Raw genomic sequence first — 21,921 nt, forward strand, 5'->3', positions numbered from 1 at the left:
CACCTAATCCCTTCCACCTGAAATGACAGCCACCAGTCGAACAAAATCCCCCGGTTGCAAGCGTGTATCTTCGCTCACCAATTCACCGTTCACCGTCACGAGATAACTTTGCGGGTTGAGCCCCAAATGTTGCAACAATTGTTTGGCGGTCATCCCCGGTTCCACTTCCCACTCTTGCCGACGCAAGACCACTTTCACTTTTTCCTGTTCACTCATGGACCAACTCCTTCATGACACAATGCGAGCATAGATGTTGACACAGACGTAAAGGGCGCGTGAAAGTATAGCAGAAAGCGTATTTGGGTGAAAGAGATTGCCTGTTTACGCGCCATCCACCAGCCCGTGCCGCGCCAAAAACGCCCGTCCTTCGGCAATTTCTGCGGGCGTGTAGTACCAATCAAATTCGCAGGTCGGGAGCGCGTCCGCAGGAATCAGCGAGGCGATTTCCCCCCACGCAATGGTGCCCCGCCCCGGGATGAGGTGGTCGCGCAGGCCGTGGACATCGTGATAGTGCATGCCCACAAGGCGGGGCGCAAACGTCTGCAACCAGTGCCGCAACGGGGTGCCCCCCAGGCGTTCCACAATGGTGGCGTGCCCCGTATCCACCCAAAGCCCCAGCACCGCCGCCGGGTAGTCGTCCAACAGGGCGCGGGCTTCCGCATACGAGGGAATTGCCGCCACCCATTCGCCGGTTTCAAGCCCGATGCGCACGCCCAGGCGTTCAGCCAGCGGCACCAACACATCCAGCGCGCGGCGCACAGCCCCCAATGCCGTTTCCGCCCGGCGCGCCCGCTCCTGCTGAACCTGTGCCCAAAGCGCCGTGTACGCGGGCGTTTCGCGCTCGCCCGCCAGCACACGTGCCCGCAACGCATTCTCCCAACGGCGGTCCAGCGGGACGATGCCGGCGTGCACCACAACGGCGTGCGCCCCCCATTCGGCGGCGGTGTGAAGTGTGCGGCACGCCGCCGCCACCGCGCGGGCGTGGGCGTCGGGGTCGGTGGCGCTGAGTTCGGGCACGCCGCCGGGGTTGGGGCACGGATGATGGCAGACACGCACGGGCAAAGCGAGCGCCGCGGGGGAAAGATGTTCCAGCATGGCGGGTGTGACGACGTGGCTCAGTTCAAGCGCCCCAAAACCAAGCGCCGCCGCTGCTTCGGCGAACGGCGGCAGGGCGTCAAAGCGCAACTGCATCCACATGGTTGAAAGCGCGGCGGCAGGCATATCAGACCACCGGCGAAGAATCGCTCATCAATTCGCTCAATGAGATGCCGTAGTGAATGCGGTTGACCGCTTCGGCAAGCAACGCCGCCAGCGAGACTTGCTCAAAGGGGGCGGGGCATTCATCCAGCGCGATGGTGTCGGTGATGAAGATTTTTTCGATGGGCGATGCGGCAAGCCGTTCAGCCGCCCCAGCCGCCAACACGGGATGCGTGACAGCCGCCAGCACGCGCTCCGCCCCGTTGGCAATCAGTGCCTCGGCGGCGGCGATGAGGGTGCCCCCCGTGGAGACAATATCGTCCACGATGACGGCGGTCTTGCCGGCGACGTTGCCCACGATACCGCTCACCACGGCTTCATCAGGGCGTGGGCGGTCTTTGAAGACGACCGCGACATCGGCATCACGCATGTAGGTGCGGAAACGCTCCACGCGGCGCACCGCCCCGACATCGGGCGCCACAAGCACCACGTTTTCCAGGCGCAGGGCGTTGATGCGTTCGGCGAGATGGCGCATAGCCGACAGATGGTCAACGGGAATATCGAAAAAGCCCTCAATGGCGGCGTTGGTCAAATCCACGGTGAGCAGGCGGTTCGCCCCCGCGACCGTGATGAGGTTTGCCACCAATTTGGCGCTAATTGGCTCGCGCCCTTCGGTCTTCTTTTCCTGCCGCATGTAGCCGTAGTAGGGCACCACGGCGGTGATACGCCCCGCCGACGCCCGACGGGCGGCGTCAATCATCACAAGCAGTTCCATGAGGTGCTGATTGACGGGCGGCGAGGTAGGTTGAATGATGAACACATCCGCGCCGCGAATATCATCGTTGATGATGACTTGCGTCTCGCCGTCGCGGAAACGCGAAACAGTGACATCCGCCAAGCGGCGTTTGGCATGCGCCGCCATGCGTTCGGCAAGTGGACGGTTGGCGTTCCCTGACATCATCACGATACGCTGTAAAGAGGCCATGAGTGCTGCTCCTTTACGATTGGTCGCTTGCTGAAATCTGCTGCAACGCCAAGCGCACGGCGTCGGCGGGGGTTTCGGCGCGCAACACGTCGGCTTCACGCCCATCGGGGAAGCGCAACGCCCACGAATGCAAAGCCACAACGGGCTTCCCCGTTTTGCGCGCCAGGGCAATTTCGGAAAGCGTGCCCCATTCGCCCCCCACGGCAATCACCACTTGCGCGTTGTACACCACCAGCAAATTGCGTCCTTCGCCCAGCCCCGTCACGATGGGCACGTCAATGTAGGGCGAGGCGTCCTCACGGTTGCGGCCGGGCAGAATACCAATGGTGAACCCGCCGGCGGCTTTGGCGCCGCGACTGGCGGCTTCCATAACGCCCCCCAGCCCCCCGCAGACCAGCCATGCGCCGGCGAGCGCAATTTCGCGCCCAACCGCTTCGGCCATTTCGAGGATATCGGGCGCGGCGTGCCCGGCACCGATGACGCCAATGATGGGTGGGAATCGCATAGACGTTGCTCCTCTTGTCGCCTGTTCAGGCACATTGTACCACAAGACGAAAGCGGGGCGACAGTGTGTCGCCCCCGCCGCTTAGCCACGCAGACGCTTGCGGATGGCTTCAGCGTGCGCCTGCAAGCCCTCGGCTTCCGCCAGCGCAATAGCGTCGGGACCGAGGCGCTGCAAGGCGTCTTCGTTCACCCCGAACAGGCTGATGATTTTCTGGAAGTCGCGCACGTTGACGGGACTGCTAAAGCGGGCGGTGCGGCTGGTCGGCATGATGTGGCTGGGACCGACAATGTAGTCGCCCAGGGCTTCGCACGCCGTTTCACCCACGAACACACCGCCTGCGTGCTGAATGTGCGGCACCCACGCCCACGGGTCTTCGAGCAAGAGGCAGAGGTGTTCAGGGGCGTAGTCGTTGGCGAGCGCCACGGCTTCGGCAATGTCGCGCGTGAGCACGATGCCGCTTCCACGCTGCAAACTGCCTTCGATGATGGGGCGGCGCGGCAACACCGCCACCTGCCGCGCGACTTCTTCGGCAACGGCTTCGGCAAGGCGGCGGCTCGGCGTCAGCAATAGGGCGCTGGCGAGAACGTCGTGCTCGGCTTGCGCCAGCAAGTCGGCGGCAACCAGCGCGGGGTTGGCGCTGTCGTCGGCGATGAGCAAGGTTTCGGTGGGACCGGGCAAGCCGGCAATGCCCGTCACGCCAAAGACTTGTTTCATCGCCAGCACGACGAACAGCCCGCCGGGACCCAGAATTTTGTCCACACGGGGGATGCTTTCCGTGCCGTATGCGAGCGCGGCAATCGCCTGCGCGCCCCCCACGTTGAACGCCCGCGTCACGCCGGAGACGTGCGCCGCCCCCAAAATCAAGTCGGCAATACCGTCGGGACCGGAAGGCGGCGAGACGAGCACAATCTCGCGCACGCCGGCAACCACCGCCGGCACCGCCGCCATGATGACCGATGAGGGGTAGAGCGCCTGCCCGCCGGGGGCGTAGATGCCCACCCGTTCCAGCGGGCGCACAAGTTGCCCCAGGGTTGTGCCGTCGGCGGCGTTGGCGTGTTGCCAGCCGGTTTCGCGGCGCGCCTGCTCTTCGTGGAAACGGCGCACCCGTTCGGCGCTGTGGGTCAGCGCCTGCTGAATGTGGGACGGCAGGCGCTGGAAGGCTTCCGCCATGCGTTCAGGCGGCACTTCCAGGTCGCCCACTTCCGCCCCATCGAGCACCTGGTTGTAGTAGCGGACGGCTTCATCGCCATGCGTGCGCACATCTTCGATGATGGCGGCAACGCCCTCGGCGGCGCTGCGAATGTGCGGCCGCTTGGTGGCTTCGCGCAGGCGTTCCAGCCGCTCAGGTGGAATCTCGCCTTCGCCCAGCAGTTCGCGTTTGAGAATGGTTTGGCGAGCCTCTTCAACCGTGAGAATGCGAATCATGCCGAACCTCCTTCGGGTTCAAGGTGAATGGTGCGCGTCAATTCGCCCGCGCGTTCGCTTTTGACCGTCAACGTGAGTATGGTTCCACGCGGCGCGCGTACCACCCACTCGGCGCGGGCGCGGTTGTCGGTGGGGCTGTACGCAAAGGTGACGCTGTGCTTGTTGCTCCGTCCTTCGAGATGCCCAAGTTCCACCCGCCGCTTGCCGCTCACCAGCACAGCCCCGTCGGGCAGGGTCAGTTCGGCGCGCACGGGGCGCACCGCATGGCGCTGTTTGGCTTGCTGGCTGGTGTAGGTGGGCAGGTAGCCGCTGTTTTCCACCACCAGGTTGATATGCCAGGCGTCATCGTCAAGCGGGGTGACGGTGAGCGTGTGAATGTGCAGATGCGGCAGCATATCCGCCAGAGCAAGCACAAACGGGGTGTTGCGGGCGGCTTCTTCGCCCATGAGGTGGTGGGGCGGATTGCGCCACGTGTACATGAAGTTCCAGCCGCCCAATTCCACCTTGCCCAACTGTGGGTGGTTGAATTCGTACCACGGCACAAAGGCGTCGGGGCCGATGTGTTCATCCGCCCATTGCAGAATTTTCAGGTCGTCTTCGTGCGGGTGGTCGCGGAACCATTCAATGAATTTGCGTTCGGTAATGCCCGCCCGACCAACGATGTCCCACAGTTCGACGGTGAAGGCAAACATGCCAAAGTGGTCGTAGAGCCAATCATCAAAGACGCCTGTAATCACTTCTTTGGGGTGATAGCGGAAGTCGTGATAGACCGAGACGCACGGGTAGCCGGTGAGTTCGCTCCCGCGTTGCCCGATTTTCTGGAACACCCAAAGGTCGTCGGTGTTCATCTGGTCGTCGGGTTTGGTGCCGTAGGGTCGCAAAATAACGCCGCTGAATGTGTGATAGGTGAGCGCGGCGTTGATGTTGGGATGATTGACGATAAAGTCCACAATGGCGCGGATTTCCGGTTCTGAGGTGGGGTACGGTCCTGCGCCGCGCTGTTCGTTTTCGGGTCGCCAGTCGTAGGGAAAGTTGCGGTTGAAGTCCAGCCCTTCGCGCGGGCGGGCAATTTTGATGATGTAGCCGTCAAAATCTTCGAGCATTCCTTCGGGCAAGAGCCGATAGTACGTGCCGCCATGTTCGTCAGGGCGGCGCTTGCGCATGAGGCGCGGGTCGAGTTCGCTCACCGTCCAATCACCGTTGGGGTCTTCGATGCGCATTTGCAGAATGCGCCCGTCGCCGTCCACGTCCTGCTGGTGGACGCCCTCGGCGAGTTCGTCCCACGGGTAGGGACGCACGCCAGAGCGCAGATAGCGCGGCTGGTCGGCAAGCGCGAGTTCGGCGCCGTCGGGGTTGATGCGCGGCACGGCGTAGAGCGTGCTGGTATCGAGCAAGCGGGTGATGCGCTCATCAGCGCCGTAGCCGCTCAGCAACGTGTGCACAATGTGCAGAACGGTCGTCGTGCCGGCGACTTCGGTCGCGTGAATGTTGGCGTCTACCCAGACGGCGGGCTTGGTGGTGTCTGCACCCGTTTCGCGATTGGTGAGCACCAGCAACCAGATGGGGCGTCCTTCAAAACTGCGCCCGATTTCGCGCCGTTCGATGAGCGTGGGATAGGCGCGCACCCACTCGTCCAGCAAGGCGTCAAGTTCGGCGTTGGTGTAGTAGTGGTTGAAGTTGGGCGTGGACATGAAAAGCCTCCGTGCTTGATTGGTCAGGTTTCAGGCGAGCGCACCCGCTCGAACAGGATGCTTTTGTCGTCTTCGTAGCGCACGCGCCAATTGGGCGATTGGCGCACCGCGTCCAACAAAGGCGGGGGGTCGGGGTTTTCTTCGGTCGGCTTGGGCAGGAAGATGTACTCAATGGCGTATTTGTCCATGACGGCTTCCCAATCGCGGGCGCTGAGGGCGGCGATGTAATCTTCCACCAGTTCATCGGAGTAGAGATGGACGCGCCCGTCAATGAAGGTACGTTGTTGGGGCCAGAGCCGCCAAATCATGTAATCGCCAAAGTCCTGGACGTGAAAGATGTTGCCTTGCAGGTCGGCTTCGGCGATGAAGTCCATCGCTTCAACCGGAATGACGGGGTCAATGAGCGTGGGGCGCAGGCGCTCGCTTTGCAGGTGCGGGCGCACCCACGGGCTGAACAAGAGCGTGAGACTCGCCAGCACAATCACCAACAGCCCGTTGAGCACGGGGCTTTCGCGGCGGGGGCGCTGCGGCGCTGACTGCGGTTCAGGCAGCCCCAGGCGGCGGCGCATGTGCGCCAGCGGCTGGACACGCAACGCTTGCATGTGCCGCACAAAAATGGGCGCGACGGCAATGGCGAACCAGATGCCATTGCGCACCGAGACCAGCGCAAAGACGCTAAACCCCATGAAGAGCCCCAATTCGGTCAGGTCGAGCGGGGCGGCGCTGTACAGCAACCCCAACAACACAATGAAGAAGGGGGCAAAGAAAATCAAGAGATGCTCCGTGGCGGTGATGACGGGCGGTTGCCACTCGGTCACAAAGCGTTGCGACGCGGGGTCTTGTTGCAGTTGGCGCACGTAGCCGTAAATCTGCACGCCGTAGGGGTTGATGAGCGTCGCCAGCACAGACAAGACCAGCACGAGCGCCATGCGGCGCAAGAGAGGCGGCGGTATGGTGTCGGGCGTGTCGCCGTGCCACCAGCGGCGCACACTTTCACTCACCAGAAAGCCCGCCAGCACGCCCAGCCCCAGCACAAACGCGCCATGCACGTTCACCCAGAACGCCATCAGCGGCGGCAACAGCCAGAGCCAGCGGGAGCGACGCCCTGCCCGCACGTTCCACAACACCCAAAAGTAGAACGCCAGCAAGACAAACGAGAAGACTTGCGTGCGCAGGTTGCTGTACAACGCGAAGGTGACGGCAGGCACCAGCGCCAAAAGCGCGACGCGGCGCGCGTTCGCCCCACTTTGCAGGCAGGTCGCCAACACCAGCACAAACGCCAATGCGACCATGAAGGCGTCGAAGGCAACCAGCAGTTCTAGCCCTCCCACGCGCCAGAGCAGGTAGAAGATGATTTCCGCCAGCCAGTTGGGGTAGGTGAAGGGTTTGCCCGCCGCGGTGAACGAAAACAGGTCGGTGGTGGGAATGCGCCCGGTTTCGACGATGATTTGCCCGACTTTGAGATGCCACCAGAAATCGAGGCGGCGCAACGGGTTGAGCAACGCCGACCAGAGCACGAGCAGCACCGGAATGGCGAGCCAGATGGTCTGCAAGGTGGGCGCAGGAATGCGTTGGCGGCGCATGGCGTCTCCCTCAACTGTTGGGTTGCATGGCGGCGTCGAGCAAAGTTTCCAGCGCCTGGACAATAGGCTGAATATCGTGCGGGCGCAACTTGTGCGCGGCGCGGTTCACAATCAGCGCGGCTTCCACCTGCAAGATGGTTTCGAGTTCGACAAGGTTGTTTTCGCGCAGGGTGGTGCCTGTTTGCACAATGTCCACAATCAGGTCGGCAAGCCCCGATGTGCACGCCAGTTCGATGTTGCCGCTTAGCCCCAGCACGTCGGCGCTCAGCCCCCGTTCCCACACATAGTGCCGCGCGATGTTGGGGTATTTGGTGGCAATGGTGAGCGAGGGTTCGGCGCACAAATTGCGCCCACGCCAACGGGCGGGACCAGCAAGCACCATGCGGCACCGGCTGCTCGGCAAAAGCGCCCCCAGCAACAGCGGCACGAGCACGTCCGCGCCGCTTTCCCACAACACGTCGCGCCCCACAATGCCCATGTCGGCGACACCATGCTCGACATAGACGGGCACGTCGGCGTCTTTGGCAAGCAGAACGCGCAAGCGCCCGCCGCCTTCATCGGCGAGCATTTTGCGCTCTTTTTTCGCACGGCGCACCGGTTCCATGTCAAAGCCAATCGTGTCAAACAGGCGCGTAGTTTCTTCAAACATGCGCCCCTTGCCCAGCGCCAGCACCAACGGGCGATCAATCACCATGCGCCACCTCCTGCCATTCACCACACACCAGCACCGCGCCAATGCCGCGCGCGGCGGCTTTGCGGCGTGTTCCTTCGGGCGAGCGACTGCTCAAATCAAGTTCGATGCGCTGACCGGCGGCGCGGCGGCGCTGCAAGTCCGCCAGGCATTCCGCATGACCACACGCGACCATGAGCGCGTCGGGGCGCGGCACGTCGGGCGCGGCATTTTCGGCTTCCAGGACGTCGAGCACGCGCTGGGTGAAAACCGCAAACCCGACGGCGGGGGCGTCGTAGCCGTAGAGGGCGAGCAGGTTGTCGTAGCGCCCACCGCCGGCGATGGGATAGCCGCTGTGCGGGGCAAAGGTTTCAAACGTGATGCCGGTGTAGTAGTGCATACCGCGCACTTCGCCCAGGTCAATGGTGACGAAATCGCGCACGCCGTAGGCTTCCAAACGCGCCACAATCTGCTGCAACCGTTCGATGGCGCTGCGTGCGCGCGGCGTCGGCGCGAGGGCGGCGGCGCGTTCGAGAACGTCGCCCTGCCCCCAGAGCGTGGGCAAGGCTTCCAGCGCGGCGCGGGCGGCGCCACGCACCCCGGCGCGGTCGAGTTCTTCGGCGAGGATGTGGCGGTTCTTGCGGTCAATGGCGCGGCGAATGGCGGCAAGGTTGGGCGGCTGCTTGTCCAGCGCGTCAAACACGCCATGCACAAAGCCCATATGCCCCAGGTTGAGTTGGAAGCGGGGCACACCCATGGCTTGCAGGGTGGCCACATGCAAGGCGATGATTTCGGCGTCGGCGTCGGCGTCGTTGACGCCGACGCATTCCACGCCGGCTTGCCAGATTTCGCGGAATTCGCGCTGTTGCCCCGCACGTGGTTCCACGTAGCGGAACACCGGCGCAACGTAGGCGAGCCGCACGGGGGGCGGTTCTTGCACCAGGCGGCTGGCGACCAGTCGGGCAACCGGCACCGTCAGGTCGGGGCGCAGGGCGAGCAGGTTGCCCTGGGCGTCAATGAAGCGGTGCATTTTGCCGCTGGCTTGTTCGTCAAACCCACGTGCGAGCACGTCGTAATACTCGAACGTTGGCAAGACCACGGGGGCGTAGCCCCAGCGCCAAAAGGTTTCTTCGGCGGCGCGGTGTACCAACGTGAGACGGGCGGCTTCGTCGCCGAAAATATCACGCACACCCGGCGGCAACAAGCGCAACAGGTGCGTTGTTCGGCTTGGGGTTGAGTGGTTCATCATCCTTTCTCCGCAGGTTGAAGCGCTATGTCTCGCCGTATTCGTCTTCGGGTTGCCAATCGGTGCGATGCCCCTCCGGCGGTTCAACATGGACCACGACGTCGCTCAAGCCAAACGCTTCGCGCAGGCGGTCGGCAACGCGATGCGCGATGACGTGCGCCTGATCAAGTTGCAAATGAGGGTCCACCTGCACGTGCAAATCGGCTTGCACATTGCCTTCGCGCCCACGTGTGCGAATTTTATGCACGGAGATGACACCGGGCACTTCACGCGCGATGTCGGCAATCTGTTCCGGCTCAATGACGGCGGTATCCACGAGCACCAGGGTGCTATCGCGGATGATTTCGTAGGCGGCGCGGGCAATCGCCAGGGTGATGAGCAACGCCACCACCACGTCGAATTGGGGGAAGCCCATGCGCGCGGCAATCAGGCTGACGATGACGCCGCAAGAAACCAGGATGTCGCTGCGGGTGTGTTGGGCGTCGGCGTAGAGAATGGCGCTGTTAAGTTCGACGGCTTTGCGGCGTTCGTAGATGGTGACGAAAAGGTTGACGCCAATCGTCGCCACCATGACGACAAAACTGAGCGTGTTCACGTCCGGCGCGCCGCCGGTGCGCAAGCGTTCCAGGCTGTTGGTGAAGACTTCCCAGGCGGTTAGTGCCAGCACGCCCCCGATGAAGAGTGTGGCGATGGTTTCGATTTTCTGGTGCCCGTAGGGGTGGTTTTCATCGGGGGGGCGCGAGGCAAGCGCAACGCCAATCAGCCCCACAATGTTGGAACTGCTATCAGTGAGCGAGTGAAAGCCGTCGGCAATCATGCTGATGCTGCCGATGGCAAAGCCCAGGAGCAATTTTGCCAGCGATACCAACACATTGAGCGCCAAAACCACCAACAGCACGCGGCGCACGGCGGGCGCGGTTTCGGTCAACGAGTGCTGAGGGTGGGTGTGCGTATGCGTCATGAGCGTTCTCCTGTCAGCCAGCGCGCGGCACGGCGCACAAACTCGCGTTCGCTGTCAAACGTGAGCAAGCGTGCGGCCTCATCGAGCGACGCCGCCCAGCGCACGCGAAAGAGGGCTTCTTCGCCATGCACGGCTTGGGGCGCACGCTGTTCAGCGCGGCGCACGCGCATGAGAAAGTAGTGCTCATCGCGCACGATGTGGTCGCCGCGGAAGGTGAACGCCGTGCGCTGTGTGCCCAGGTCGGCGAGGATGTCAAGGTCGCAGTAGCCGCTTTCCTCGCAGACTTCGCGCAAGGCGGCTGAGCGGTCATCTTCGCCCGGCTCGATATGCCCTTTGGGCAAGCGTACTTCATGCACAAGCCGCCCGTCCCGTTCGACGTCGCGTTCCAGCAGAAGCACGCGCCCCGCATCGTCCAACACAACGCCCCCAGCCGCACGGTAGAAGCGCGTCGGGGTGCGTTCAGCGTCGTTTGGCGTCTGCATGGCGGCTCTCCGTTTACACCAATCGGCGATACGCTTGGCGCGCCTGTTCGGCGGCGCGTTCCCAGGTGAAGCGTTTGGCGTGTTCAAGCCCTTTCTGGCGCAATTCGGCGCGCAACTCCTTGTCGTTGAGGGCGCGGTGCATCGCCTCGGCAAGGGCTTCTTCATCTTCCACGTCGTCCACGTAGAGCACGGCGTCGCCCCCCACTTCGGGCAGGCTGGTGTTGCGCCCCGTCACCACCGGCGTGCCGCACGCCATCGCTTCGAGCACGGGCAACCCAAACCCTTCGTAGTGGCTGGGATAGACCACCAAATCGGCGAGGTTGTAAAGCGCGGGCAAGAAGGCGTCGGCGACATAGCCCGCAAAGAGCACATGCCCCCCAAGGCGCAAGTCGTCCACGAAGGTGTAGATGTCGTCGCTTTCGCCCCAGCCAATGCCGCCGGCAATGATGAGTTCGTGGAAGACGAATTTCATTTTCTGGCGCAACAGCCGATAGGCGCGAATGAGGGTGCGAATGTTTTTGCGCGGCTCAATCGTGCCCACAAAGAGGATGAAGGGCGCATCCAGGCTGAACGCGGCGCGCACCTGCATGAGTTCCTGGTGGTCGGCTTCGTTGCCGAAATCGTAAGGGCGGAAGCGCGGCTCCACGCCCGGATAGACCACGCTGACCCGTTCCGGGGCAACACCCAAGTGGCGTTGCAATTCCTGCCGGGTGTACTCGCTATCGGCAAAGATGTGCGCCGCCTGTTCGACACTGCGCGGCACAGCACGTTGCAGGTAGCGCGCGAGGCTCGGTTCGTGAAATTCAGGACGCACCAAAAACGAAAGGTCGTGCACGGTGACGATACCACGCGCACGTTTGAGCGGCGGCAAGACAAAGTCGGGCGAGTGGTAGATGTCGGCGTCGCCCGCCCAGCGGTCGCCGGGCAGGGGCAAGCGTACCCGCTGCCAGAGCAAGGCGGCCTGGCGTTGGGTGAAGGGCAAGCGCTGCCAGCGCACATGTTCGGGGAAGGCAGGGCGCACGTCGGCGGCGGCTGGTTCGGCGTCGCGCGTGTAGAGCAGGGTGTAGGTATCGCCTTGCGGGTCGGCGGTGAGCGCCTGCACCAGCCCACGGGTGTAGCGCCCCACACCGGCGCGCTGTACCAAGCCTGCTGTGTAGTCTATGGCAATGTTCATGGCGTCATATCCTTCCACCTGATATTGGCATTGAAAAAGGCGACCTGTGCGGCCGCCTTTTCTGCCTGTGCGGGTTATTCGGCGGACGAAGCCGGTTCCCGCTCAGGCAGGACAATCTTCAAATGCAGTTCTTCCAACTGCTTGGGGTCTACTTCGCTGGGTGCGCCTGTCATCAAGTCCGCGCCGCTGGCGGTCTTGGGGAAGGCGATGACTTCGCGGATGTTGGGTTCGTCCGCCAGCACCATGACGACGCGGTCAATCCCCCAGGCAATGCCGCCGTGGGGCGGCGCGCCATACTCAAAGGCTTCGAGCATGTGCCCAAAGCGTTCTTGCGCGGTGGCTTCGTCAATGTTGAGCAGTTGGAACATTTTGGCTTGCACGTCGCGGCGGTGGATACGGATGGAGCCGCCGGCGAGTTCCCAGCCGTTGCCCGCCAGGTCATACGCCTGCGCGCGTACTTTGCCGGGATCGGTGTCGAGCAAGGGGATGTCTTCGGGCTTGGGTGATGTGAAGGGGTGATGGACGGCGTCCCAACGCCCTTCGTCTTCGTTCCACTCCACCAGCGGGAAGTCCACAATCCAGACGAACGCGAGTTCGTCCTTGTCGCGCAAGCCCAGCCGGTCGCCCAGTTCCAGGCGCAAGCGCCCCAGCACTTCGTGCACGACGTCGGCGGTATCGGCAACCATGAGCACCAGGTCGCCCGGCTGTGCGCCCGTTGTTTGCAGGAAGGCGTCGCGCACATTTTCGAGGAAGCGCGCCACACCGCCGGAGAGTGTGCCGCCTTCTTCCACCTTCACCCAGGCAAGCCCTTTGGCGCCCCAGCCTTTCGCCAGGTCTTCGAGTTCGCTGATTTGCTTGCGGCTGTAGGTCGCCAATCCGGGCGCAACAATGGCTTTGACGCGCCCACCGCTTTCAATCACGCCCTTGAAGGCGCGGAAGTCCGTTTCCGCCCAGACAGCGGCGACGTCAATCAGTTCCATGCCGAAGCGCAAGTCGGGCTTGTCGGAGCCGTAGCGCTCCATGGCTTCGGCGTAGGTGAGGCGCGGGAAGGGTGTCTGCTTGATGCGTTTGTGCGGCGTGACGGTTTGCACCAATTCGGTCATCAACGCCTCGTTGAGCGCCATCACGTCTTCGGCTTCGACAAACGCCATTTCGAGGTCGAGTTGGGTAAATTCGGGCTGGCGGTCGCCGCGCAAGTCTTCATCGCGGAAACAGCGTGCAATCTGGAAGTAGCGGTCAATGCCGCTCACCATGAGCAGCTGTTTCAACTGCTGCGGCGACTGGGGCAAGGCGTAGAACTTGCCAGGTTGCAGGCGGCTGGGTACCAGAAAGTCGCGCGCCCCTTCGGGTGTGCTTTTGATGAGGATGGGCGTTTCGATTTCCCAAAAGCCGCGGGCGTCCAGCCAATCGCGAATGAATTTGATGGTGCGATGGCGAATGTGCAGGTTGCGCTGCATGCGCGGTCGGCGCAGGTCGAGATAGCGGTAGCGCAAGCGCAACTCTTCGCCCACATTGATTTCGTCGCGAATGACGAAGGGGGGCGTTTTGGCGCGGTTCAGCACGGTCAAGCGTGTGGCGTACACCTCGACTTCACCCGTCGCGAGGTTGGGGTTGACCATTTCGGGCGGACGAAGCGCCACCGTGCCTTCGATTTGCACCACGTCTTCATGGCGCAGGGTTTCGGCGCTGTGGAAAGCGTCACCAGAGCGTTTAGGGTCGAAAACAATCTGCACGATGCCTTCACGGTCGCGCAAGTCCACGAAAATGAGCCCGCCGTGGTCGCGGCGGCGGTGCACCCACCCCGCCAACACGACCTGTTGGCCTGCATGGGTTGCTCGCAATTCTCCTGCCAGATGTGTCCGTAACACGCAATCCTCCACTTGATTGTGGCTTGTTTGGGTTGGCGCTGTATGCAAGGAAAGAGGCCACATGTGTGGCCTTCCACGTCATTGTGTGGGTTGGGGCTATTGTATGTGTGCTATCGGTTTTGTAAAACAGGCTGCAATGCACGGGCGCGCAAGCGGCGCATGACATTGAAACCTGCGAATTTTTACTTGTACGGCACTCAAATCAAACAGGCGCGGCATAAAGCCGCGCCTGCTTTCTCGCATTCCGCTGCTTTTACGAACAGGGCTGCCCGTTGAGCGTGAACCCGGTCGGCGTCGGGTTCGAGCCGCTCCAATTGAGGTTGAAGCCGAACGTGACCGAGCCGGCCGGCGCAAGCGTGCCGTTCCAGGCGGCGTTGGTGACTGTCACGCTCGCACCGGTCTGCGTGTAAGCGCCGTTCCAGAGATGCGCAATCTGCTGGTTGCCGGCGAAGGTCCATGCCAGCGTCCAGCCGGTGATGGTGCTGGCGCCGGTGTTCGTGATGGTCACGTCCACCGTCGCGCCGCCGGGCCACTCGTTGCGCACCACGTAGTCCACGCGGCAAGCGGTTTCGCCGGCGGGCGGCGGCGTGGGCGTCGGCGGCACAGGGGTCGGCGTGGGCGGGACGGGCGTCGGCGTCACCGGCGCAGGTGTGGGCGTCGGCGGGACGGGTGTCGGCGTCACCGGCGCGGGTGTGGGTGTCGGTGGGACGGGCGTTGGGGTCGGCGGCACGGGTGTGGCCGTGGGGGGCGGTGGCGGCGTATCGCCAGGTTCAACACCCCAAATGAGCGTGCCGTTGTCGTAGAGCGTGATGCGTGCGGTCTTTGCCGGCGAGTTGCTGACCGGCGAAAGCCCTTCATACGACCAGTCGTTGGACGTGTCCCACGCACCGTTGCTGAGGATGCGGAACTGAATTTCCTTGCGGTAATGCGGCTGACCGCCGGGGTAAATCTTCGTGCCGGTGCAGTCCACTTTGATGTAGTAGATGTCGCCGGCGTAGTGGTGCGGTCCGGTGGCGGTGCCGCACTGGTTATACGCTGAACTCACCGAGATGTCGGCGGGGCTGACGCCCGGTTCCAGCGTGAAGTAGTAGTGGAACGAGAGTTTGTCGCCCATGCGCGCCGGCCAGGCGGACTTGTTGACCACGTAGGCGCGCACTTCGGTGAAGTTCGCCCCCTGGGCGTTGACCGACGCTTCGATGTAGATTTCGTCGCCGTCGGGCACTTCGGGCACGGGGAAGTTGGGGTCAGGCGTGCCACCAAATTCGAGCGTCATGCGGGCAAGCGCCCCCACGAAAGCCGCGTTGTAGTCGGTAGCCACTTCGTTGGAGACGTAATCGCCGCGGTCGTCGGTGTAGCCATCGTCCAAGCCAGGACCACCCACCAGCGCGCCGTAGAGGATGTGGCGGCTGAGCGCGGGGGTTGTGATGCTATCAGCCCACGAACCGTGCGCCGTGCGGTGGTGCGGGTTGCGCGGCGGGCAATCGCCAAAGCCAATTTCATAACTGCACCCGCGAGGGTTATCACCCAAAATGTAGTTGATTTGGCGCACGGCAAAGTCGTGGTAGCGCGTTGCCAGAGTGGTTTGGCCGTTGGCTTTCAGCCAGTCGCTGTACACAAAGGCGATGAACGAGGTGTTGGCGGCATAGCGCAACGACCCCCACTGGTCGAGCCAGGCCAGCCCGCCGGGCGTGTAGCGCACACGTTCCCCGTTGAAGCCGACCGTCCAGTAGTCGAGCCAGCGCTGGGCGTCTTCCATGTAGACGCTCTTGCCGGTTTCTTTGGCCAGCAACACATAACTGCCGTAGGTCTTGTCATCCCAGTTGTGCGACCACTTGTACGATTTGTAGGGCGTTTGCCCTTCGTTGGAAAGGTTGGCGTAGTAGGTTTCAGCCTTCTGCAAGTAAGCGGGATCGCCGGTGGCTTTGTAAAGCCAAATCGCGCCCCAGACCAGTTCGTCCCAGTAGCCGCTCCACGAGCGGTAGAACGCCGCGGCGTCGGTAATGCAGTCGCTGTACACACCGCGGAAGTTGTCGGCGAATTCGTACAGTTGTTCCGCATGCGTCAGGAGCGTGTTGGCATAGGCGGGGTCGCTCTGGCGGAAGACAATCGAAGCCGCCGCCATCGCCGCCGCTGTTTCGCCCGCCAGGTCGGAACCGGGGCACGATTCATCAATCTTGTACGAAGGGCGCGCCATTTGCATGACTTCGGCCGGCCCCCACCATGCGTGATCCACCGAGCCTTTGCCTACCTGCCCCCAAAGTTCATGCGGCGCTGTGTGGGCTTTGATGAAGTAATCATTGACAAAGCGCAAATTGTTCAGCAAGTGTTCCCATTGCCCGGCTTGCTGGTAGGCTTCGGGGTATTCGACCGCACCCCACGCCAACATTGTGGCCGAGGCCGCCATGGGGAACCCAAATTTGACGTGGTCGCCGGCGTCGTACCAACCGCCCGTCAAGTCCACGCCGTTATCGGCGCCATCTTGCAAACCAGACGGACCACGCCACGAAACACGGTTCCACGCCGGCAACGGGCCTGATTGCTGGGCTTCGTAGAACCAAATGGCTTTCTGCAAGGCTTCGGCGTAGTTGAATGTGGCTTGACCGCGCACCGGTTCCGTCTGTGATGCGGTCATCGCCAACAAGAGCGCTACAACGCACGCCAGCGTTGAGAGCAACAATGAGCGACGAATAGACATGAAAGAGCCTCCTCCGATAAATCGGTTGGTTGGGGAAGGGAACGTTCCCCCTCCTCGACAAGCGAACAGACACCTTTTTCATCCCCCGGGGGTGTGTGCTCGCACTCTTACAGAGCAAAGGGGCACGAGAAAAATACACTCGTGCCCCCTCAAATGTGGCGAAAACGACGATTTGGTGTGATGCGCCCGTTATGGCTGAATGGGCGGGTAGGCGTTTTGCACCAGGATTTCAAAATGCTCAGGGAACCAGCGTCCGGCGTGTGGGGCGTTGGGCAATGCCCCCGTTGGGTACGCCGAGTTGTACAGGTTCTGCCCGTTGGGGTCGCACATGCGGTCGAACTTCTTGTTCGGGTCAACGGGGTCAACAATGCCCGGTTCGCTCACGCCATCCGATTCACCGGGCGGCTTGATCCACACATAGGCGTCAATTCCCGGCACGGGGCTGGCTTGCGGGCGCTCGCCAATCCCGCTTGCCTGGTTGCACCAATTGCCGCGGTGGTAGCGGCGGTCCACGCGCGACTCATCCACATACACGTCCACGTTGGTGGTATTGGTGCTTGGCGCGGTCGGACGGCTGCGCCCATAACTCGACCCACCCCACCCATTGCGGCTGGTGTCAATCAGCATGCCGATACTGGACGGGAGGCCTTGCTGGATAAACGCCTGACGCAACGCCTGCGCAAAGTCCAGTTCATCGAAGTAGGGATTCCATTCGTAAAACTTTGCCGAGCGCACCGGTTGACCGCCAATGGTAAGGCTGGAATCCGGCAAATACGGCTCTTCCAGCGGCGTGTAGTTCGATACGTTGGTGACGAAGCCGTCAATGCTGTTGAACCCATCCGCTGTGCCTTGCACCACCTGCGTGTAGAGCGTGACAGCCTTTTGGAAGTTGTCGCTCCAGCCCAACCAGCCTGAATGCGCAATGTCGAGGTAGATGTACACATTCGGCAACTGGTGGAGCGTGTCAATGGCGTACTGAATCCCCTGCACATAGGCGCCCGTCGCGTCGGCTTCGGCACATGCCGGCACAGAGAGATTCGTCACCAAGTTGGGCAACGAGTCCGGCTCGATAATGGCCACAATGCGCAAATCGCGATACTGCGGTTGGGCGAGGATGTTATAAATCACGTCAATGTAGTCGGTTTTGTAGCGTTGCAGCCCATTTTCCGCGATGAGCAGTTCACCATTCGAGGCGTCCGCAGCACAGTCGCGGTTGGGCAAATCGTAAATCACGATGGTGATGAGGTTCGCCCCTTGCGCCAGGGCTTCATCCAGATGCCCCTGCAAGCCACGCCCTTCGGTAATCGCGCCGATACGGTCCAGCCACACAGCGGTTGAATACTGCGCGACTTTGGCCATTTTCTGCCCAAGCACGCCCCCCGTCTGCTGCGCCTGGTTCAGCACATTCGCCGCCCAATCCGGGTTGACGTACCAGGTCGCGCCGACAAAGGGGTTATCCAGGTGCGTGCCGGGGATAGGCGTAGGCGGCACACTGGTGGGTGTCGGTGTCGCCGGCGGCTGTGTAGGCGTAGGCGTGGCCGGCGGTTGGGTGGGCGTGGGTGTGGGCGGGGTCGGCGTGCCTGCCGCGCCATTGCACGGCTGCCCGTTCAGCGTGAAATCGGTCGGTGTGGGGTTCGCGCCGCTCCAATTGAGGTTGAAGCCGAACGTAACCGAGCCGGCCGGCGCAATGGTGCCATTCCACCCAACATCGCTCGCCGTCACAACTGCGCCGCTTTGTGAAAGCGTGACGTTCCACCCGTTCGTAATCTGCTGGTTGCCGGGGAAGGTCCATGTCAGCGTCCAACCGTTGATGGTGGCGCTCCCCGTGTTCGTGATGGTTACGTCCACCGTCGCCCCGCCCGACCACTCGTTGCGCACCACGTAGTCCACGCGGCAGGCGGTTTCGCCGACGGGCGGCGGCGTGGGCGTGGCTGGTGCTGGCGTGGGTGTCGCCGGCGGCTGTGTGGGCGTGGGTGTGGCCGGCGGTTGGGTCGGCGTGGGTGTGGCTGGTGCAGGCGTCGGTGTGGGGGTCGGTGATGCCGGTGGTTGGGTGGGCGTGGGTGTGGGCGGGGTCGGCGTGCCTGCCGCGCCATTGCACGGCTGCCCGTTCAGCGTGAAATCGGTCGGTGTGGGGTTCGCGCCGCTCCAATTGAGGTTGAAGCCGAACGTAACCGAGCCGGCCGGCGCAATGGTGCCATTCCACCCAACATCGCTCGCCGTCACAACTGCGCCGCTTTGTGAAAGCGTGACGTTCCACCCGTTCGTAATCTGTTGGTTACCGGGGAAGGTCCATGTCAGCGTCCAACCGTTGATGGTGGCGCTCCCCGTGTTCGTGATGGTCACGTCCACCGTCGCCCCGCCCGACCACTCGTTGCGCACCACGTAGTCCACGCGGCAGGCGGTTTCGCCGGCGGGCGGCGGCGTGGGCGTGGCTGGTGCTGGCGTGGGTGTCGCCGGCGGCTGTGTGGGCGTGGGCGTGGCCAGCGGTTGGGTCGGCGTGGGTGTGGCTGGTGCAGGCGTCGGTGTGGGAACCGGCGTGATGCCGCCGCCGAAGAATTCGCCATAGAGCGCATTGGCCAACGCCACATCAACCTGCGCCCAGAAACGGTGATAGCGGAATTCGGGCGCTGGGCCGCCGTTCAAGTAGGCTTCGACCTTCGGCCAATCGGGGTCTTGCGTGTACTTGGGGCGCAACCCCAAGAACGTCACACCCGGCTGAATTGTAGCGCCCTGCGCATTGGTGCCACTCCACCCTGTGGGGATAAAGACTTCATCACCAAAGCGGATGTAGTCTTCGCGCACTTCGGGCACCGAAACGCCCTTGTCGTCGCGGTACAACGTCCACATGCGGTCCAGCAATTCTTTTGCCAGCAATTGCGACTCTGTGTCGCCCGTTGCCGCGGCGTAGTAGATCAGCGCCTTTGCCAGCGCCGCCGTGACGCCCACGTCTTTGTTGTAGGCGACAACGGTGACGTGCAAGTTGTTATTCGGCCCCGGATTGGTCGGGTTCCACGGGTCTGGTTGCCCACTCCATTCAAGCGTCACGGGGATTTCATAATCGCCGTTGGGCAACAGATGCACAACACTCTTGATCCACGCCACCCATTTGTCCATGACTTCGCCGGCACGCTGGTCGCCGGTCAGGTAGTAGTACTCCGCCACGCGCTCCATAGACCAGGCTTGCCACCCAAACCAGGTGTTGCTACCGGGGTCGTGATAGACCGGATGATCGTCATACGCGAGACCATAGAATTCGGAGACACCCGCCGGGCGTGGGTCGTAGCGTCCGTTCCAGGAGTTTGTCGCACCACCGGCAATCGCCCCTTCCGCCGATTGGAGCCAGCGGTAGAATTCGATTTGGCGGTCCATGCTCACCGCCCAATCTGTTGCGCCGTTGGGCGAAGCCGGCTTGAACGCAGGCACCTGGCTGAGCACCCATGCCGCGACGGGGTTTTGGTAGCCAAAGTGCACATGGCTGGAACCGATACGCCACGCCCAACCACCGCCGCTCACAGGACCGCCCCACGAGTAGTACCACGAGAGCAGGTAGTGCGCGCTGTCATAGCCGGTTCCCGCCGGGCAATTGGGGCTTTCGCACCCAATCGTCTTGAAGTACTTGTCAAAGAAAGCGTAGCGCAGGTAGTCGCCCATTTTGGCGGCTTTGGGCACCAGGCTATCCACCAAAGGCGAACCGCCCTGCGCGTCAGCCCAAACTTTCGCCCAATACATGGCTTGAATGGCGCGGGCGTCGGCGTCAGGTGCGTTGGTGTAGCGGTACTGCTGGGCATACTGCCAGCCCTGCGGTTGTTCAATGAAGAGGTCGAGGAAGCCATTGGGGCCGCCCCAGTTGAAAGCTTCCCACGAGGGATGCGGAACCGTTTCCCACACCGATTCCTCTGCACCGCGCTGAAAGGTGTTGATGTACGAAGGCGCGGTGGTACCATCGCCACGTTGCCCGTAGCCGTACCAGTTATCAACGTCCAGCAACCAGTGCATGCCGTAGATGTCCGACGTGCCATACGTTTGGGCGAGTTCGTTGCAGATGGGGTCGTCCCCAACGCTGACATTCGGGTCAAGCGGCACAGGGTAATCGCTGGGGGCGTCCCCTTCGGGCGCGTACGAGGCTTTGTAGGCGCAATTGTTGCTGGGCTGGTCTTGGTGCGAGGGGATGATGTACGTCTCCATGTTGTTCCACGCATCCGCCAGATACGACCAATCCCCCGTCACGCGGCCGTACATGGCTTCCAGCCAGAGCCAGTAGCTGTACGCTTCGCTGGTGGTTTCATGCCCGTAGTCGGGCGCTTCGACAATCAGCGTTTCGACGGAGTGATAGGGAATGCCTTGCGGGCTGAAATACCCATTCGCGGGGTCGTGAATCTCATTCCACAATTCCAGGAAGCGGGCGACGTATTCGTTCGTCGGCGGTGCTCCGCCGCCATTCCCCGGCGGTGTGGCGGTTTGTGTTGGAGCGACTGTGGGCGTCGCCGTCGGCTGTGCGCCCCCACCGCCGTTGACGGTGACCGAGAACCCACTACTTGCCAAACCAGTGCCCCCCTGCCAAATCTCAAAGCCGGCTTCGATGGCGTGCAAATACCAGGACGATTGCACATATCCACGCTGGATGGCATCGTTGATGAACGCCAAAATGTCGAGGTTGGTGACACTCTGCGTCGGCGTGGTACGACGATACGCAATGTAGTGCCAATCAATGGGCGTGTACCAGACTTCCCACGTCGCGCCGTCAATCGTCACCGTGTCAACAACCGCCCCCGCCGGCTGGACGCCGCCATTCCAATCCAGCCAAATCATGATTTCAGCGCCGCCGTTGTAGCCATTCGTGGTATCAAGCGAGGGACTGAGCCAAATATCGTACGCCACATTCCAGGCGCCGCTGTTGACAGTGGTGATTGACCAATCGCTGGTGACACTGCTCAATTGCGCCACCGGCACCGACAACCCACTGTTTTGCGTGCAGTTGCCCCAATGGCACCCCTGCACAATCGAAGGATAGGCGGCGGGTGCGCCATTTGTGGGGTTGTTGTGCGCCGATTGCGTCACAACAAAATCACCTGTGGCATCATTGACTTCGATACACTGGGCTGTATCGGCGCCCCACACATTGTTTTGCACGTAGAATGTGCCGCCGGCCGCCCAGGTGTAGCCCCATTTTTCGCACAATTGAATGGTTGCCCCCTGGACAGGCGCAACAGCACCAAACGCAATAAAAGACAGGAAAACGATCAGGAGAAGGTGGATGAGCGGGGACGGTTGGCGTATTGGACACCAGTTGCTTTGCGACATGCAGCACCTCCAATCTCATCTCATTCAGCTCGACACTAGAACAACCTGTCACGTGGCCACGCAAACGGTGAATGGGGGGATTCACCTACCCAAATAGAGGCATCAAAGGTTGAAAAAAATACATTTCCCGAAAGAGAA

General features: G+C 62.3%; 15 protein-coding genes. All 15 read right to left on the reverse strand.

The window, feature by feature from the left end; genetic code table 11:
- Positions 1–3 precede the first annotated feature (3 nt).
- On the reverse strand, positions 4–216 hold the full coding sequence (locus SE16_RS06040; protein WP_054494121.1) for a MoaD/ThiS family protein: 213 nt from the start codon (positions 214–216) through the stop codon (positions 4–6).
- A gap of 105 nt (positions 217–321) precedes the next feature.
- Positions 322–1,221, reverse strand: a complete 900-nt coding sequence (locus SE16_RS06045) for a sugar phosphate isomerase/epimerase family protein (protein ID WP_054494120.1) — start codon at positions 1,219–1,221, stop codon at positions 322–324.
- Between the two features lies 1 nt (position 1,222).
- Positions 1,223–2,182 (reverse strand): ribose-phosphate diphosphokinase, encoded by a 960-nt coding sequence (locus SE16_RS06050; RefSeq protein ID WP_054494119.1) that lies wholly within the window; start codon positions 2,180–2,182, stop codon positions 1,223–1,225.
- Positions 2,183–2,195: 13 nt separating this feature from the next.
- On the reverse strand, positions 2,196–2,687 hold the full coding sequence (locus SE16_RS06055) for a TIGR00725 family protein (RefSeq protein ID WP_054494118.1): 492 nt from the start codon (positions 2,685–2,687) through the stop codon (positions 2,196–2,198).
- A gap of 81 nt (positions 2,688–2,768) precedes the next feature.
- Entirely contained in the window at positions 2,769–4,112 is a 1,344-nt protein-coding gene (hisD, locus tag SE16_RS06060) for a histidinol dehydrogenase (RefSeq protein WP_054494117.1), read from the reverse strand.
- Positions 4,109–5,803: a M14 family metallopeptidase gene (locus SE16_RS06065; RefSeq protein WP_054494116.1), complete on the reverse strand. Its 1,695-nt coding sequence runs from the start codon at positions 5,801–5,803 to the stop codon at positions 4,109–4,111. Before SE16_RS06065 ends, hisD begins: the two co-directional genes overlap by 4 nt.
- A gap of 23 nt (positions 5,804–5,826) precedes the next feature.
- The gene (locus SE16_RS06070; RefSeq protein ID WP_054494115.1) at positions 5,827–7,386 is read right to left on the reverse strand and encodes a hypothetical protein; all 1,560 of its coding nucleotides are present in this window, start codon (positions 7,384–7,386) and stop codon (positions 5,827–5,829) included.
- Between the two features lie 10 nt (positions 7,387–7,396).
- Positions 7,397–8,080 carry an ATP phosphoribosyltransferase gene (gene hisG, locus SE16_RS06075; RefSeq protein ID WP_054494114.1) on the reverse strand — a complete coding sequence of 228 codons (684 nt, stop codon included), beginning with the start codon at positions 8,078–8,080 and terminating at the stop codon, positions 7,397–7,399.
- Positions 8,070–9,302: an ATP phosphoribosyltransferase regulatory subunit gene (gene hisZ / locus SE16_RS06080; RefSeq protein ID WP_060687348.1), complete on the reverse strand. Its 1,233-nt coding sequence runs from the start codon at positions 9,300–9,302 to the stop codon at positions 8,070–8,072. Before hisZ ends, hisG begins: the two co-directional genes overlap by 11 nt.
- Positions 9,303–9,327: 25 nt before the next feature.
- Entirely contained in the window at positions 9,328–10,263 is a 936-nt protein-coding gene (locus SE16_RS06085; RefSeq protein WP_054494112.1) for a cation diffusion facilitator family transporter, read from the reverse strand.
- On the reverse strand, positions 10,260–10,745 hold the full coding sequence (locus tag SE16_RS06090; protein WP_054494111.1) for an NUDIX domain-containing protein: 486 nt from the start codon (positions 10,743–10,745) through the stop codon (positions 10,260–10,262). Before SE16_RS06090 ends, SE16_RS06085 begins: the two co-directional genes overlap by 4 nt.
- Positions 10,746–10,758: 13 nt before the next feature.
- Positions 10,759–11,919: a glycosyltransferase family 4 protein gene (locus tag SE16_RS06095; RefSeq protein WP_054494110.1), complete on the reverse strand. Its 1,161-nt coding sequence runs from the start codon at positions 11,917–11,919 to the stop codon at positions 10,759–10,761.
- 74 nt (positions 11,920–11,993) lie between these two features.
- Positions 11,994–13,787, reverse strand: coding sequence for an aspartate--tRNA ligase (gene aspS, locus SE16_RS06100; protein WP_054494173.1), 1,794 nt, complete (start codon positions 13,785–13,787; stop codon positions 11,994–11,996).
- 253 nt (positions 13,788–14,040) lie between these two features.
- Positions 14,041–16,482, reverse strand: coding sequence for a glycoside hydrolase family 9 protein (locus tag SE16_RS06105; RefSeq protein ID WP_060687350.1), 2,442 nt, complete (start codon positions 16,480–16,482; stop codon positions 14,041–14,043).
- A gap of 189 nt (positions 16,483–16,671) precedes the next feature.
- Positions 16,672–21,783 (reverse strand): glycoside hydrolase family 48 protein, encoded by a 5,112-nt coding sequence (locus tag SE16_RS16370; protein ID WP_060687352.1) that lies wholly within the window; start codon positions 21,781–21,783, stop codon positions 16,672–16,674.
- Positions 21,784–21,921: the final 138 nt, after the last annotated feature.

This window comes from Ardenticatena maritima, assembly GCF_001306175.1.
Taxonomy (GTDB): Bacteria; Chloroflexota; Anaerolineae; order Ardenticatenales; family Ardenticatenaceae; genus Ardenticatena; species Ardenticatena maritima.

What these genes read in the sequence shown, in the direction of transcription:
- SE16_RS06065 (WP_054494116.1), bottom strand. Translation starts at nt 5,803, where the DNA reads ATGTCCACGCCCAACTTCAACCACTACTACACCAACGCCGAACTTGAC.
- SE16_RS06085 (WP_054494112.1), bottom strand. Translation starts at nt 10,263, where the DNA reads ATGACGCATACGCACACCCACCCTCAGCACTCGTTGACCGAAACCGCG.
- SE16_RS06040 (WP_054494121.1), bottom strand. Translation starts at nt 216, where the DNA reads ATGAGTGAACAGGAAAAAGTGAAAGTGGTCTTGCGTCGGCAAGAGTGG.
- SE16_RS06105 (WP_060687350.1), bottom strand. Translation starts at nt 16,482, where the DNA reads ATGTCTATTCGTCGCTCATTGTTGCTCTCAACGCTGGCGTGCGTTGTA.
- hisZ (WP_060687348.1), bottom strand. Translation starts at nt 9,302, where the DNA reads ATGAACCACTCAACCCCAAGCCGAACAACGCACCTGTTGCGCTTGTTG.
- SE16_RS06095 (WP_054494110.1), bottom strand. Translation starts at nt 11,919, where the DNA reads ATGAACATTGCCATAGACTACACAGCAGGCTTGGTACAGCGCGCCGGT.
- SE16_RS06050 (WP_054494119.1), bottom strand. Translation starts at nt 2,182, where the DNA reads ATGGCCTCTTTACAGCGTATCGTGATGATGTCAGGGAACGCCAACCGT.
- SE16_RS06045 (WP_054494120.1), bottom strand. Translation starts at nt 1,221, where the DNA reads ATGCCTGCCGCCGCGCTTTCAACCATGTGGATGCAGTTGCGCTTTGAC.
- hisG (WP_054494114.1), bottom strand. Translation starts at nt 8,080, where the DNA reads ATGGTGATTGATCGCCCGTTGGTGCTGGCGCTGGGCAAGGGGCGCATG.
- SE16_RS06055 (WP_054494118.1), bottom strand. Translation starts at nt 2,687, where the DNA reads ATGCGATTCCCACCCATCATTGGCGTCATCGGTGCCGGGCACGCCGCG.
- SE16_RS06090 (WP_054494111.1), bottom strand. Translation starts at nt 10,745, where the DNA reads ATGCAGACGCCAAACGACGCTGAACGCACCCCGACGCGCTTCTACCGT.
- hisD (WP_054494117.1), bottom strand. Translation starts at nt 4,112, where the DNA reads ATGATTCGCATTCTCACGGTTGAAGAGGCTCGCCAAACCATTCTCAAA.
- SE16_RS16370 (WP_060687352.1), bottom strand. Translation starts at nt 21,783, where the DNA reads ATGTCGCAAAGCAACTGGTGTCCAATACGCCAACCGTCCCCGCTCATC.
- SE16_RS06070 (WP_054494115.1), bottom strand. Translation starts at nt 7,386, where the DNA reads ATGCGCCGCCAACGCATTCCTGCGCCCACCTTGCAGACCATCTGGCTC.